Below are 14,962 nucleotides of genomic sequence, written 5' to 3'. Positions count from 1 at the left end.
CCCCAATGAATGAATTTCAACCTTTAGCAAGCGCCGCCGGGATGACCGTCGGCCTTGCGGTGTGCGCGCTGGCGCTTGGCCTTATCCTGGCGATGCTGTTTGCCGTCTGGGAGTCTGCACGCTGGAATGTCGTCAGTTGGCTGGGCACCGCCTGGGTCACCCTGTTGCGCGGCCTGCCGGAAATTCTGGTGGTGCTGTTTATTTACTTCGGTTCGTCGCAACTGCTGCTGATCTTGTCCGACGGCTTTACGCTCAATCTGGGCCTGTTTGAGCTGCCGATCCAGATTGATATCGAAAACTTCGAAGTCAGCCCGTTTTTGTGTGGGGTGATCGCGCTGGCGCTGCTGTATTCGGCCTACGCGTCGCAAACGCTGCGCGGCGCGCTGAAAGCGGTGCCGCAGGGGCAATGGGAATCGGGCCAGGCGCTCGGGCTGAGCAAGGCGGCGATTTTCTTCCGTTTGATCATGCCGCAGATGTGGCGTCATGCGCTGCCGGGGCTGGGCAATCAGTGGCTGGTGCTGCTGAAGGACACCGCCCTGGTGTCGCTGATCAGCGTGAACGATTTGATGCTGCAAACCAAAAGCATTGCCACCCGCACCCAGGAACCCTTTACCTGGTATGTGATTGCCGCAGCGATTTACCTGCTGGTCACATTGTTGAGTCAATACGTAATCAAGCGCATCGAGCTGCGTACCACACGTTTTGAGCGAGGGCCGGTCTGATGCTGGAATATTTGCCGGAAATCGCCAAAGGGCTGCACACCAGCCTGACCCTGACGATGGCCGCACTGGTGGTCGCGCTGATCCTGTCGCTGCTGCTGACGGTGATCCTGACGCTGAAAATCCCGGTGCTGACGCCATTGGTGAAAATCTATATCACCCTGTTTACCGGTACGCCGCTATTGGTGCAGATTTTCCTGATTTACTACGGCCCCGGTCAGTTCCCGGCCATCCGCGATTACCCGTGGTTATGGAGCCTGCTGTCGCAACCGTGGCTGTGCGCCATGATTGCGCTGGCGCTCAACAGCGCGGCCTACACCACCCAGCTGTTCTACGGTGCGGTACGGGCGATCCCGGCCGGCCAATGGCAATCGTGCGAAGCACTCGGCATGTCACGCCGCCAGACTCTGCGCATCTTGCTGCCCTTTGCCTTTAAACGTGCCCTGTCCTCTTATTCCAACGAGGTGGTGCTGGTGTTTAAAAGTACCTCGCTGGCCTACACCATTACGCTGATGGAAGTGATGGGCTACAGCCAGTTGATGTACGGACGCACCTACGACGTGATGGTTTTCGCCGCCGCTGGTCTGGTCTACCTGATCGTCAATGGCCTGCTGACGCTGCTGATGCGTCTGGTGGAACGCCGCGCGCTGGCGTTTGAACGCCGAAACTGATCCCGTCGTGTTCTGGCCCTGTGTCCCGCAGGGCCGCCCTCCAACACGTTAATTTTTTAATCATTTTTATTGCATATTAATTCACTCAATGGCATGGTTATCTACGGCACCATCAGCGGCACCCCGTCGCATTTCGTCAGAAAAATCAAACGATGGCCGCATAATGACAATCAAATTTGCAGACAGGAGTTTTCGCATGAAAAAATTATTAGTCGCGGCGGCGGTGCTGGCCGCAATGAGCTTCAGCGTGCAGGCTGCCGAGACGCTTCGCTTCGCCTCCTCGGCAACTTATCCACCGTTTGAATCATTGGATGCCAATAATCAAATCGTCGGTTTTGATATCGATCTGGCCAAGGCGTTGTGCAAACAGATGCAGACCGAATGCACCTTTACCAACCAGGCGTTCGACAGCCTGATTGCGGCGCTGAAGTTCAAAAAATACGATGCGGTCATTTCCGGCATGGACATCACGCCAGAGCGCAGCAAGCAGGTCAGCTTTACCCAGCCGTACTATGCCAACTCGGCGATTGTCATCGCGCAAAAGGGCAAATACGCCACTCTGGCTGATTTGAAAGGCAAAAAAGTGGGGATGGAAAACGGCACCACCCATCAGAAATACATGCAGGACAAACATCCCGAAATTAATACCGTCGCCTACGACAGCTATCAGAATGCCATTCTGGAGCTGAAGAACGGCCGGGTTGATGGCGTGTTCGGCGACACCGCGGTGGTCAATGAATGGTTGAAGAGCAACCCGAACCTGGCGCCGGTCGGCGAGCACATTACCGACGCGCAATATTTCGGCACCGGGCTGGGCATAGCGGTTCGCCCGGACAATCAGGCATTGCTGGCCAAACTGAACGCCGCGCTGGCCGCCATCAAGGCTGACGGCACCTATAAGGCCATCAACGATAAGTGGTTCCCACAGTAATCCGCTCCGGGGCGCAGCGCATTGTTGCGCCCCGCCTGCCTGGCACCGGCTTAACCGCGCACCAGCAGGGTCAACACTTCATAATGCGCGGTATGCGGGAACATGTCGAACAGCTGCACGCGTTCGATCCGGTAGTCCGGCAGCATCGCCAGATCTTTTGCCATACTCTGCGCGTTACAGCTTGAATACAGAATATAGTCCGGTGCCATACGGTGCAGATAGTCGCACAGCGCCTGGCCGATACCGCGTCTGGGCGGGTTCACCAGTACCAGCTGCGGTACCTCGCCTTCGGCGGTGGCAAAATGGGTGGAATCCAATGCCTGGAAATTAACCTGACGTAAGCCCAGCGCCGCCGCCGATTGCCGCGCGCAGGCAATGGCTTCGGCATTGATTTCAATACCGGTAAGACGCGTTTGCGCGCGGGCGCAGTGCAGTCCAAAGCCGCCGACGCCGCAGAACAGATCCCACATGCTGTCAATAGCCAGCGCCTGCACCCAGTCACGCGCGGTAGCATACAGATCGGCCGCTACCTGCGGATTGGTTTGGAAGAAACTTTGCGGGCGAATATACAGCGGCACCTGGTTAAACCGCTCTTTCAGCGCCTGTCGCTCGGTCAGCGGGATTTCCCGCTCGCCTTCCAGGATCGCCATATGCACCGGCTGAATATTGGCGGAAATCACCGTCGCCTGTGGCAAACGTTGCTGCAACCATGGCAAAGCGGCACGCAGCTGCGTCAATTTGCTTTCCGAGCGCAAGACAAATCGCAGCATCACCTCGCCGTTCAGCGTGCTTTCGGTCAATAACAAATACTTTAGTTCGCCACGTTTACGAGCAACGTTGTACGGGGTCAAACCGGCGCGAGCGATAAACGTTTTCAGTAGCGTCAACATCGGCGCGAAGCTGGCGGGATACAGTGGGCAGGCGCATAAATCCACCGGCGTGCCGTCACGGTGCAGCATGCCTAACAGCGGGCGCTCTACGCTGCCGCTGACCACCATTTTGGCTTTATTACGAAAAGCGCCCTGTTGACCCGCGGCGGGCGCCAGCCATTGCGCCACCTGGCGCCCGGCCAGCAGCGTTTGCAGGTGATGCTGTTTGTCAGCCAGTTGCTGCGAATAAGGCTTTTCCAGCCACTGGCAGGAACGACAGCTGCCCGCCGTGTACAACGCGCAATGCATAAGATACCTTCATCTTTCTAACTACAGGCACAGATTGAGGGCGCAGAGTTTAGCACTCAGCGACGGGCGGCGAAATAGCGTCGGCTGGCGGCGGGCAGGAACAACAAAGCCAAAATCACCACGTCGGGGATTTTTTCGAGCATCAGGGTATGCAGGATTTGAGCGTTGGTTTCACCGTCAACGGTAAATACTTCCGGTAAAAAACTGCCGATGGTCGCCAACAGCAAATAACCGACCACCACCGCCTGGCACAGCACATAACCCCAACGGCCCCGGTTGCGGCCACGCATCACGGCAAAGCCACAATAGATTTGCAGGCATAGCATCAAAATCCCCGCCAAAAAGATCAGTGTGGAATCCCAGGCCTGTGCGCTGGTACTGACAAACTCCCGTGTGCCGGACACGCCAAGCTCTCCCAGCAGCAATAGCACGCTGACGCATTTAATCGCCACCATAGCGCTGCCGGCGACCATCACCGCCACCGGTGCATCAGATTGCGCTTTTATTGTTCCCTGCCTGCTTCTCAACATGTCTGACATATCCGCGTTCCGAAACGAAATGCCGCCAGGCGGCGGCGTATAAAGTCAGTGAATCATTTATTGTGAGAATATAATTGCAAAAAATAGCAGGTTTACAGGCAATCAGCTACGGGCGGCCTTTTGCAAATCGCGCGATCGCTGTTTTTCCGAGCGCGCCATCCACCACCAGGCGATCAGGCCAATCACGCCCACCACCAGCAGAATCAGACTCGCCAAGGCGTTGATTTCCGGGTTTACCCCCATGCGCACGCTAGAGAACACCAGCATCGGCAAGGTGGTCGAACCGGGGCCGGCGACGAAGCTGGCAATCACCAGATCGTCCAGCGACAGGGTAAACGCCAGCATCCAGCCAGAAATCAGCGCCGGTGCAATCATCGGCAAAGTGATCACAAAGAACACTTTCAACGGTGTGGCGCCAAGATCCATTGCCGCTTCTTCGATTGAACGATCCAGTTCGCGCAAACGGGAGCTAATCACCACCGAGACATAGGCGGTACAAAAGGTCACGTGCGCCAGCCAGATGGTGAACATGCCACGTTCCGACGGCCAGCCAAAGGCATGCCCCATCGCCACAAACAGCAATAGCAGTGACAACCCAGTGATCACATCGGGCATCACCAGCGGTGCGGTCAGCATAAAGGCGAAGCCGGTCGAACCGCGAAAACGGCCGAAACGCACCATCACCACGGCGGCTATAGTGCCAAGGATCACCGCCGCCGTTGCCGAGGCGGCGGCAATGGTCAGGCTCAGTCCCACCGCACCGATCATCGCCGAATCATGGAATAGCTCGCTATACCAGCGGGTGGACCAGCCGGCCCACACCGTTACCAGCTTCGAACTGTTGAACGAATAGATCACCAGCATCAGCATCGGCGCATACAGGAAGGTAAAGCCCAGCGCCAGAATTACCCGGCGCCATGGCGAACGCACTACCGGCAAGTTGTTCATCCCTGCCCTCCCATTTCTTTGTTCTGGTGTTTGTGGAACCAGAGTATTGGCAGGATCAGCAGCAACAGCATCACAATCGCTACCGCCGAGGCCACTGGCCAATCGCGGTTATTGAAGAACTCCTGCCACAGCACGCGACCGATCATGATGCTGTCCGGCCCGCCGAGCAATTCCGGGATAACGAACTCCCCCACCGCAGGAATAAACACCAGCATCGATCCGGCGATAATGCCGCCGCGCGTCAGCGGAACAATCACGCTGAAGAAGGTTTTCAGCGGCCGCGCGCCCAGATCCAGCGAAGCTTCGACCAGCGAGTAATCCAGCCGTATCAATGCGGTATAGATCGGCAACACCATAAATGGCAGGTAGGAATAGACGATGCCGATATACACCGCCAGATTGGTATGCAGAATCACCAACGGTTGATCGATAACCCCGAGCCACAGCAGGAAATTGTTCAAAATGCCGTTGTTCTTCAGGATCCCCATCCAGGCATACACCCGGATCAGAAACGAGGTCCATGAGGGCAGGATCACCAGCAGCAACAATATGTTGCGCGTGGACGGTTTGCTGTGCGCCACCGCCCAGGCCAGCGGATAACCGATCGCCAGACAGCATAGCGTGGAGACCGCGGCGATCTGCAAGGATTGCAGATAGGCCTCGATATACAGTGGATCGTCGGTAAGTTGCAGATAATTGGCGAAGTTCAGCGCAATCTGCAATTGCCCGTCCGCCCAGCTCACCAGATCGGTATAAGGTGGAATGGCGCGCGCCATTTCCGCCAGGCTGATTTTAAATACGATCAGGAACGGCAGTAAAAACAGCAATATCAGCCACAGGTAAGGCAGCGCGATCACCAATTTGCGGCCATGGGCCATGCGCAGGCGGCGGAACAACGCTTCCAGCGGCCCAGGCGAGCGGATCGCGGGCTGCGGCGGCGTACCTTCAGAAAACAGTGTCATAACGGAATCCTCACCGACGGCCTACACCGTCAACACGACGCAACTGTCAGTTTCCCAACACAGGCGCACTTCGTCGCCCCAGGTCGGCATCCCCTTGCGGAAACGGTGACCGTTCTGCAATTGAGCACTGATAATCTGACCGCTGAGCAGCTTTACATGGTAGATAGACAGATCGCCCAGATAGGCGATATGCACCACCTCTCCCAGCGCAAAGTTGCAGCCGTCTTGCGGCACTTCGTCGCATAACATGATTTTTTCCGGCCGCAGCGCCACCTGGATCGGTACGCCGTCCACCACCGAGGCGTCAGGATCGACCTTGATCGCATGACGCAACCCCGGACTTTGCAGGATCAGCGCTTCGTCCTGGCGTTCCTGTAATACGCAGTCAAACACGTTGACCGAACCGATGAATTCCGCACTGAAGCGGCTGTTCGGGTGTTCGTATATTTCTTCCGGTTCGCCGATCTGCACAAACTTGCCGCGGTTCATGATGGCGATACGTCCTGCCATGGTCATTGCTTCTTCCTGATCGTGGGTAACCATCACACAGGTAACGCCCACTCGCTCCAAAATATCCACCACTTCCAGCTGCATCCGATCGCGCAGCTTTTTATCCAGCGCGCCCATGGGTTCATCCAGCAGCAGCAGTTTCGGCCGCTTCGCCAGGCTACGCGCCAACGCCACACGCTGGCGCTGGCCGCCGGACAGCTGATGCGGCTTACGCTTGGCGTATTCCTGCATATGCACCAGCGACAGCATTTCCGCGACCCGTTCATTGATTGCGCCACGTGGCATTTTGTCCTGTTTCAGACCGAAGGCGATGTTTTGCTCCACCGTCATGTGCGGGAACAGCGCGTAAGACTGAAACATCATGTTGACCGGGCGTTGATAGGGCGGCACCAGCGCCAGATCCTGCCCATCCAGCATGATCTGCCCTCGGGTCGGCTGTTCAAAGCCGGCCAGCATGCGCAACAGCGTCGACTTGCCGCAGCCGGATGGGCCAAGCAGGGCAAAAATCTCGCCTTTGTAGATGGTCAGGCTGACGTCTTCCACGGCGTTTTGGCCATCGAAGGTTTTGGTCAGGTTGCGAATTTCCAGCAGAGGGGTAAACACCTTCTGCGTTTTGGCTTGAGGACGGGGGATCGCGTCGTTCAATCGGGGTGTTCTCCGGTGCTAAGGCAGCTCAAAAACCACGGCGATCGCCGTGGCACTAACAAGGGCAAGGCAGGCGGTCAATGCCGCCTGCCGATCGTCGAGGATTAACGATCCGGGGCCGCGATGATTACTTGCCGCTTTTAACTTTAGTCCAGGCACGGGTGATCACGCGATCAAGCTTCGGCTCCTGCACCTTCAGCGTGAACATTTTGGCGCGCACCTCTGCCGGCGGGTAAATGCCCGGGTTATCACGCACCTCGGCATTCACCAACGGCGTGGCGGCCGCGTTGCCGCTGGCGTAATAGACGTGGTTGCTGATATCGGCAATGATTTCCGGCTTCATCAGGAAGTTAAGGAACTGGTAGGCTTCATCCTTGTTTTTGGCGTCGGCCGGCATGGCGAAGACGTCAAAGAACGCCAGCGCGCCCTCCTTTGGAATGCTGTACGCCACGTTAACGCCGTTTTTGGCATCCTTGGCGCGGTTGGACGCCTGCATGACGTCACCCGCCCAGCCGATCGCCACGCAGATATCGCCGTTGGCCAGATCGTTTATATACTGAGAAGAATGGAAATAACGCACGCTCGGTCGCAGTTTCAGCAGCAGATCGGTGGCCGGGCCAGTGTAATCCTTGGCATCGCTGCTGTTGGGATCCTTGCCAAGATAGTTCAACACGGTGGCAAATATTTCACTGGGCGCATCAAGGAAGGAAACGCCGCAGCTTTTCAGCTTCTCGAGATTTTCCGGCTTCAGCACCAGATCCCAGCTGTCGACCGGCGCATCTTTACCCAGCGCGGCCTTGACCTTGTCGACGTTATAGCCGATGCCGGTGGTGGCCCACAGGTAAGGGATGGCATACTTGTTCTCTGGATCGTGCTTGGCCACCAGCTTTAGCAATTCAGGATCGAGATTTTTATAGTTGGGCAGTTTGCTTTTATCCAGCGGCTGGAACACACCGGCGGACAGTTGGCGCTCCAGGAAGCTGGCCGACGGTACCACCAGGTCAAAACCGGTGCTGCCCGCCATCAGTTTGCCTTCCAGCACTTCGTTGGAGTCAAAGACATCGTACACCACCTTGATGCCGGTTTCCTTGTGGAATTTCGCCAGGGTGTCCGGTGCTATATAGTCGGACCAGTTATAGACATGCAGGATTTTTTCTTCTGCCGACGCGGTCACGCTTGCCGCCATCAATAAACCGGCAACAACGCCCGACAACCACTTTTTACGTTGGGTGACCATCCGTAACTACCTCCAAAACAAAGGGTGAATTTGTATCCCAGAATGATACAAAACCTGTCTTGCCCGAGTGCAATCGTTGCAATGGAAAGTGCATGCCTATGCAATTGATTACCTAATGCTTTATTGCTTGACAGCCTGCATGGCCACCAGGTGATTTACCGACCTTTTGGCAGCATCAGCAGCATAACCGCTGCGCAGGCATCGCACCATACGCTAGGGTAAAAAACGCCTTTTATCGATTTTTTATGCATTTTTCTCTATGTTGATACGCCATTAACGGCATAAACGACGAGAAATATCTGGCAACAGTGGGTAAAACGCAGAATAAATTATGGCGGAAGGAACTACGGACGACATGCCGTTTGGGCAACGGCATGTCAGTATTCAGCGGGGATCAGTGCAGCATTGCCTGGCGGGCGGTGCCAGCGTTGTTGTCTTCTTCGTCGCCCATAAACAGCAGATCGTTCGCCCTGGCTTCCAGGATCACCATCGAGATCTGCTCTTCGCCCTGCTGCATAAAGTGGGCAAACTGTTCCAGCGTCACGCCGACCGCAATGCTCAGCGCCTGGCAGACGATCAGTTTCGGCAGGTTGTCATCCTGAACGTCGACAAAGGCCTTGATGGTCAGCGAACTGGCGTTGATTTGGCTGAGATCGGCCACCAACGGGATCAGCGCCGTCGGTTTGACCTCCGCCAGCGCGGAAAACAGGATAACGTCATCGACCAGGTCAACCTTGGCGTCGAACACGCCGTCGAAGTTTTGCATATGCGGCAGGTGCAGCGCCTGGCAGGAATCACATTCAAAAAATGAGATGCCCAGTTGATCCAGCCAACGTCGTAATAACGCCAAATCAGGGACGATGAGTGAATCCATACGGTACCAGCCTCACAAGGTTCATAAATACGAAAAGGCGCATAGCTTACGGAATATTCATCCGTGATGCCACGATCAATGCGGCTTAATTCGCTAATGCAATCATTATCGGCGAGAAATTGTTGCCGTACCGAGCGCTGAACGGCAAAAATGCTCGTCAGGTGGTGGACTACCCCCCCGATTTAAGCCGGAAGCCCGGACGTCCACGCCGCTCAATATAGTCGATCATCATACCGGCAATATCCAAACCGGTGGTGGTTTCCACCCCTTCCAGCCCCGGCGAGGCATTGACTTCCATCACCAACGGGCCGCGTTCGGCGCGCAGAATGTCCACCCCGGCAATATCCAGTCCCAGCGTTGCCGCCGCTTTCACCGCTACCGCCCGTTCCTTGGCGGTGATGGTCACCTTGCTCGCCGTGCCGCCGCGATGCAGATTGGAACGAAACTCCCCCGCCTTGGCCCGCCGTTCAATCGCCGCCACCACGCGCCCACCGATCACCAGGCAGCGAATATCCCGCCCCTGCGCTTCTTGAACGTACTCTTGCACCAGAATGTGCGCGTTCAGGCCGCGAAACGCATCAATCACGCTTTCCGCCGCCTGACGCGTTTCCGCCAGTACCACACCGATGCCCTGCGTGCCTTCCACCAGTTTGACCACCAGCGGAGCGCCGCCAACCAGTGCGATCAAATCGCCGGTATCGTCGGGGGAATGGGCAAAACCGGTGATCGGCAGATCGATACCCTGACGCGCCAGCAACTGTAGCGAACGCAGTTTGTCACGCGCGCGAGTGATGGCAACCGACTCGTTCAGCGGGTAGCTGCCGAGCAGCTCAAACTGACGCAGCACCGCGGTGCCATAGAAGGTGATCGCCGAGCCGATGCGTGGAATAACCGCGTCATAACGATCTAACTGGCGGCCACGATAGTGGATGGTCGGCGCCGCCGGATTGATATTCATATAGCAGGAGAGCGGATCGATCACCTCAATGGTATGCCCGCGCTGCTCCGCCGCTGTGCGCAGCCGTTTGCACGAATACAGCGATCCATCGCGCGAAAGAATGGCAATTTTCAACGTATTACCCCCAAACGGGCAACTCCCGACGGCACAACGCTCAGTCGTGCGGCGGGCGGTCTTTTTGATCTTCCGGCGATGCTTTGCGCCGATCGTTTTCTGGCGGTAAACCGCCGTGCATCAACGGGCCGAACCCCTGAACCACACGCCAGACCAAAAACGCGGCAGCCGGTATCATCAGCGCCACGCCAAGGAAAATCATGCCAACCGCGGCGGTTTGCGACCCCAGCCAGCCCGGCAACTGAACATAGTCATGAATGCTCAGATACGCCAGCACCAGCATCACCATACCCACGCCTTCCAACGCCAATACCGGGCGTGGTAAATCGCCGAATGAACGCATATTGCTCCCTCCTGTCATGCTGCGCACAGTGTAGTGAATTCCCGGCGCTGACAACAGCGCCAGATAACTAATAGGCGGCGTAAATCAGATTAACAGGTAAATCCTGCTTTTTTTTATCGGCCCCAACGGGCATAGTAAGCGCCATTGCACCTGAAGTGATGCGTTGGCTGAGGTCTTTTTTGACTGACGGGATGTCGTTACAACAGCGATAATAGATTGAATAAACGAGGAGTATTTCATGTTTGCAGTAATCTTCGGGCGTCCGGGCTGTCCATATTGTGTCCGTGCTAAAGAACTGGCAGAAAAACTGACTGAAGAGCGCGATGATTTCAACTTCCGTTATGTTGATATCCACGCTGAAGGCATCACCAAGGCCGATCTGGAAAAAACCGTCGGTAAACCGGTTGAAACGGTACCGCAGATTTTCCTTGATCAGCAACATATTGGCGGCTGCACCGACTTTGAAGCCTATGCCAAAGAAAACCTGAATCTGTTCCAATAAGTTGTTATGGAACAATAAAAAGGCGCCTGAGGCGCCTTTTTTAATGCCGTCGCGAAGGCAGGCATGGCGACAGTAGCTTGCGTACCATCAGCAACAGCATGGCGCCAAATGCGCACCAAAACACCGCGCTGATACCATAAGCCAGCTCTTGCCAGAACGAAGGCGGCGGCGCCAGCCAAAAATAGCGTAGCAACAGACACAACGGCAACGCATACAACGCACCGCGCAATGGCGCCAGCAGACGTTTGGAGCCGGACAGGTAACTGCCGATAACGCCGGGGATCAGAAACAATAACAAACCGGTCTTCCCCTGATGGTGATCGGCAATGCCGCTCTGCTGGCAAAAGAACATCACGCCAAACAATAAAAAACTGCCGATTACCCCAAGCCAATCGCGATAACCCGCCATAGGTTTACCTCCCTTTGCAAACAACCACTGCGGCCAGACCACAGAAATCGGAACCCACAGCCGCAAAAAACGGTGCGCAGCTGGACTTTTTCCTTGGCTAAAAGAGAGTTAAAGGTAGAAAGGCGTGCAGGATAGCTGCTTTATGCTGGCTGTCCTGCCTCAGAGCGTCTAGAATAAGCGCCGCCGATCGAGGGATCGCGTTATCTTCGCTGATTGGTTTTTTATCGTAATCTATCCCTATATCCCATGGCTGAATTTATCTTTTATAGTCAGCCATATCAAGCACTTACTGGTAAACAATAAGTTATCCTCCGTGAACATAAACGTCGCTAGTTTGTTAAACGGTAACTACATTCTGTTACTGTTCGTGGTACTCGCCCTGGGGCTCTGCCTCGGTAAACTTCGCTTGGGTTCCGTCCAACTCGGTAACTCCATTGGAGTTTTAGTGGTTTCGTTGTTGCTCGGCCAACAACATTTCGCGATTAACACTGAAGCGCTAAGCCTGGGCTTTATGCTGTTTATTTTCTGCGTCGGAGTAGAAGCCGGGCCCAACTTTTTCTCTATTTTCTTTCGCGACGGCAAAAACTATCTGATGTTGGCGCTGGTGATGGTCGGCACTGCCATGGTACTGGCGATCGGTCTCGGTAAGCTGTTCCATTGGGATATCGGCCTGACCGCCGGCATGCTCGCCGGGTCAATGACCTCAACGCCGGTTTTGGTCGGTGCCGGCGATACATTACGTAATACCATCACCAACGGCCCGGCGCTGCTTTCCGCGCAGGATCACCTCAGCCTGGGCTACGCCCTGACCTACCTGATCGGTCTGGTCAGCCTGATTTTTGGCGCGCGTTATCTGCCGAAGTTGCAACATCAGGACTTGCCGACCTCCGCACAGCAAATCGCCCGTGAACGCGGCCTGGATACCGACAGCCAGCGCAAGGTCTATCTGCCAGTGATCCGCGCCTACCGCGTCGGGCCGGAGTTGGTGGCCTGGGCTGACGGCAAGAATCTGCGTGAACTGGGCATCTATCGCCAGACCGGGTGTTATATCGAGCGCATTCGCCGCAACGGCATCCTGGCGAACCCTGATGGCGATGCGGTACTGCAAGTGGGCGATGAGATTTCACTGGTCGGCTATCCGGACGCCCATGCGCGGCTGGATCCCAGCTTCCGTAACGGCAAGGAGGTGTTCGACCGCGACCTGCTGGATATGCGCATCGTTACCGAAGAAATCGTGGTCAAAAACAGCAATGCGGTTGGCAAGCGCCTCAGCCAGTTGAAACTGACCGATCACGGCTGCTTCCTCAACCGCGTGATCCGCAGCCAGATTGAAATGCCGATTGACGACAGCATCGTGCTGAACAAGGGCGACGTACTGCAGGTGAGCGGCGATGCCCGCCGAGTGAAGAGCGTGGCAGAAAAAATCGGCTTTATTTCGATTCACAGCCAGGTCACCGATTTGCTGGCGTTCTGCGCCTTCTTCATTATCGGCCTGCTGATTGGTCAGATCACCATTCAGTTCAGCAATTTCTCGTTCGGCATCGGCAATGCCGCCGGGCTGCTGATGTCCGGCATCATGCTGGGATTTTTGCGTGCCAACCACCCTACCTTCGGCTATATCCCGCAGGGCGCGTTGAATATGGTCAAAGAGTTCGGGCTGATGGTGTTTATGGCCGGGGTTGGCCTAAGCGCCGGCGCCGGTATTGGCCACGGCCTGGGCGCCGTCGGTGGGCAGATGCTGATTTCCGGCCTGATTGTCAGCCTGGTGCCGGTGGTGATTTGTTTCCTGTTCGGTGCCTACGTGCTGCGTATGAACCGCGCGCTGCTGTTCGGTGCCATCATGGGCGCCCGCACCTGCGCGCCAGCAATGGAAATTATCAGCGACACCGCACGCAGTAACATTCCTGCGCTGGGCTATGCCGGTACCTACGCTATCGCTAACGTATTGTTAACCTTGGCGGGTTCATTGATCGTGGTGCTGTGGCCAGGAATTCTCGGCTGACAGTTAAGAAAAAGAAATGGGTTAGCGCAAAATATTTTTGAAATTTTTGTCATCAGGCAGAACTTTTTGCCTGGGGGGCAGTCTGAATTAGTGCCACTGCTTTTCTTTGATGTCCCCATTTTGTGGAGCCCGATAGTCCCGCCTTTTTAGGTTCAAGATTATCGGGTTTTTTGTTGCCTGAAAAAAATAACCTTATAGCACAGAGCTATAATATCCTCACAACCGCCCAATGGCGACAGCCATTAACGCCATGGTATGGCCGCTGGGGATAACGCCCCAACGGCTAGAGCAGCTTAAGAACGAATAAAGGCAAGCAGATCGGCGTTAATCACATCCGCGTGCGAAGTGTGCATACCATGAGGTAATCCCGGATAAATTTTCAGTTCGCTATTGGCCAACAACTTATCCTGCAAAATGGCGGCATTTTGGTAGGGAACAACCTGATCGTCATCGCCCTGCATCACCAGCACCGGTACGGTAATCGCTTTGAGATCTTCGGTCTGATCGGTTTCTGAAAACGCCTTGATCCCTTCATAGTGCGCTTTAGCGCTGCCGGTCATCCCCTGGCGCCACCAGTTTTGAATGGTTCCTTGGGAAACTTCAGCCCCCTGTCGGTTAAAGCCATAGAATGGACCACTGGCGACATCGAGATAGAATTGAGAGCGATTGGCGGCAAGTGCCTTGCGGAAGCCGTCAAACACCTCGATGGGCGTGCCACCAGGGTTATTCTCGGTTTTCACCATCAACGGCGGTACGGAGCTTATCAGCACCGCTTTGGCTACTCTGCCCTGCGGTTGACCATATTTAGCCACATAGCGAGCAACCTGACCGCCGCCGGTTGAATGGCCAACATGGATGGCGTTATGCAGATCAAGGCTTTCAACCACCGCGCAAGCATCAGCCGCGTAGTGATCCATATCGTGCCCTTCGCTAACCTGATCTGAACGGCCATGGCCACGGCGATCGATAGCAATTACGCGAAAACCCTCTGCCAGGAAAAACAGCATCTGATTATCCCAATCATCAGCGCTTAATGGCCAACCATGATGGAAAACAATAGGCTGCGCCTGTTTCGCCCCCCAGTCTTTAAAGTAAATATTAACGCCATCTTTAGTTTTTACGAATGACATATCACTCACTCCTTTGTAGAAATATGACAACTACTGATTAAAATTAAATGTATTACCTTTAGCGATGACATGAGATTATTGCGTATGAAGCCGAAAAAAACCCCATAGCATCAATGCCACAAACTGTATAAGATGATAAATAATTAAGTTCATCTCTTATCAATTTAATATCATCGCCTCCAATAAAATACATCATGTATTGTTAAGAGTTATCTCATATTTCCTATTGATGAAATACCCTTTCCCTATACATATAACTTTATGATAATTATCAAAAAGTTAGTGTAATC

16 protein-coding genes are annotated in these 14,962 nt (G+C 55.0%); 5 read left to right on the top strand and 11 right to left on the bottom strand.

From position 1 onward, the window contains the following. The first annotated feature begins 5 nt into the window (after positions 1-5). The 3 genes from artQ (at position 6) to ACCC84_RS01565 (ending at position 2,321) form a co-directional block, all read left to right on the top strand. Entirely contained in the window at positions 6-722 is a 717-nt protein-coding gene (artQ, locus tag ACCC84_RS01575) for an arginine ABC transporter permease ArtQ (protein WP_004965053.1), read from the top strand. Beyond that, on the top strand, positions 722-1,390 hold the full coding sequence (gene artM / locus ACCC84_RS01570) for an arginine ABC transporter permease ArtM (RefSeq protein WP_004965055.1): 669 nt from the start codon (positions 722-724) through the stop codon (positions 1,388-1,390). The genes artQ and artM overlap by 1 nt, the downstream gene beginning before the upstream one ends. A gap of 196 nt (positions 1,391-1,586) precedes the next feature. Then, positions 1,587-2,321, top strand: coding sequence for an arginine ABC transporter substrate-binding protein (locus ACCC84_RS01565; RefSeq protein WP_039992279.1), 735 nt, complete (start codon positions 1,587-1,589; stop codon positions 2,319-2,321). A gap of 50 nt (positions 2,322-2,371) precedes the next feature. Here ACCC84_RS01565 and rlmC read toward each other — a convergent pair whose 3' ends face one another. The 9 genes from rlmC to ACCC84_RS01520 all read right to left on the bottom strand — a co-directional run bounded on the left by rlmC (position 2,372) and on the right by ACCC84_RS01520 (position 10,629). After that, entirely contained in the window at positions 2,372-3,499 is a 1,128-nt protein-coding gene (rlmC, locus tag ACCC84_RS01560) for a 23S rRNA (uracil(747)-C(5))-methyltransferase RlmC (protein ID WP_371901477.1), read from the bottom strand. 56 nt (positions 3,500-3,555) lie between these two features. Beyond that, positions 3,556-4,038 carry a YbjO family protein gene (locus tag ACCC84_RS01555; protein ID WP_198772766.1) on the bottom strand — a complete coding sequence of 161 codons (483 nt, stop codon included), beginning with the start codon at positions 4,036-4,038 and terminating at the stop codon, positions 3,556-3,558. A 102-nt stretch (positions 4,039-4,140) separates the two neighbouring features. Beyond that, complete coding sequence (gene potI, locus ACCC84_RS01550) at positions 4,141-4,986, bottom strand: putrescine ABC transporter permease PotI (protein ID WP_198772767.1); 846 nt, start codon at positions 4,984-4,986, stop codon at positions 4,141-4,143. Further along, entirely contained in the window at positions 4,983-5,948 is a 966-nt protein-coding gene (potH, locus tag ACCC84_RS01545; RefSeq protein WP_004965063.1) for a putrescine ABC transporter permease PotH, read from the bottom strand. Before potH ends, potI begins: the two co-directional genes overlap by 4 nt. Positions 5,949-5,969: 21 nt before the next feature. Beyond that, entirely contained in the window at positions 5,970-7,103 is a 1,134-nt protein-coding gene (gene potG, locus ACCC84_RS01540; protein ID WP_004965065.1) for a putrescine ABC transporter ATP-binding subunit PotG, read from the bottom strand. A 127-nt stretch (positions 7,104-7,230) separates the two neighbouring features. Next, positions 7,231-8,340, bottom strand: coding sequence for a spermidine/putrescine ABC transporter substrate-binding protein PotF (gene potF / locus ACCC84_RS01535; RefSeq protein ID WP_004965067.1), 1,110 nt, complete (start codon positions 8,338-8,340; stop codon positions 7,231-7,233). Positions 8,341-8,734: 394 nt separating this feature from the next. Then, entirely contained in the window at positions 8,735-9,214 is a 480-nt protein-coding gene (locus ACCC84_RS01530) for a type III secretion system chaperone family protein (protein WP_004965072.1), read from the bottom strand. A gap of 169 nt (positions 9,215-9,383) precedes the next feature. Next, positions 9,384-10,286, bottom strand: a complete 903-nt coding sequence (rimK, locus tag ACCC84_RS01525; protein WP_039992280.1) for a 30S ribosomal protein S6--L-glutamate ligase — start codon at positions 10,284-10,286, stop codon at positions 9,384-9,386. A gap of 40 nt (positions 10,287-10,326) precedes the next feature. Continuing rightward, on the bottom strand, positions 10,327-10,629 hold the full coding sequence (locus ACCC84_RS01520) for a YbjC family protein (protein WP_198772768.1): 303 nt from the start codon (positions 10,627-10,629) through the stop codon (positions 10,327-10,329). Between the two features lie 238 nt (positions 10,630-10,867). Between ACCC84_RS01520 and ACCC84_RS01515 the strand changes: the two genes are divergently transcribed. Further along, positions 10,868-11,131, top strand: coding sequence for a GrxA family glutaredoxin (locus ACCC84_RS01515; RefSeq protein ID WP_004965081.1), 264 nt, complete (start codon positions 10,868-10,870; stop codon positions 11,129-11,131). 40 nt (positions 11,132-11,171) lie between these two features. Here the strand turns inward: ACCC84_RS01515 and ybjM are convergent, their stop codons facing one another. Then, positions 11,172-11,540, bottom strand: a complete 369-nt coding sequence (gene ybjM, locus ACCC84_RS01510; RefSeq protein ID WP_371901476.1) for an inner membrane protein YbjM — start codon at positions 11,538-11,540, stop codon at positions 11,172-11,174. Between the two features lie 313 nt (positions 11,541-11,853). Between ybjM and ACCC84_RS01505 the strand changes: the two genes are divergently transcribed. Next, entirely contained in the window at positions 11,854-13,542 is a 1,689-nt protein-coding gene (locus ACCC84_RS01505) for an aspartate:alanine antiporter (RefSeq protein WP_004965085.1), read from the top strand. Positions 13,543-13,835: 293 nt separating this feature from the next. Here ACCC84_RS01505 and ACCC84_RS01500 read toward each other — a convergent pair whose 3' ends face one another. After that, the gene (locus tag ACCC84_RS01500) at positions 13,836-14,672 is read right to left on the bottom strand and encodes an alpha/beta fold hydrolase (protein WP_004965120.1); all 837 of its coding nucleotides are present in this window, start codon (positions 14,670-14,672) and stop codon (positions 13,836-13,838) included. Positions 14,673-14,962: the final 290 nt, after the last annotated feature.

This window comes from Serratia odorifera (assembly GCF_041448735.1).
In the GTDB taxonomy this organism is placed as follows: domain Bacteria; phylum Pseudomonadota; class Gammaproteobacteria; order Enterobacterales; family Enterobacteriaceae; genus Serratia_F; species Serratia_F odorifera.
This window is presented reverse-complemented; position numbering and strand designations above follow the sequence as displayed.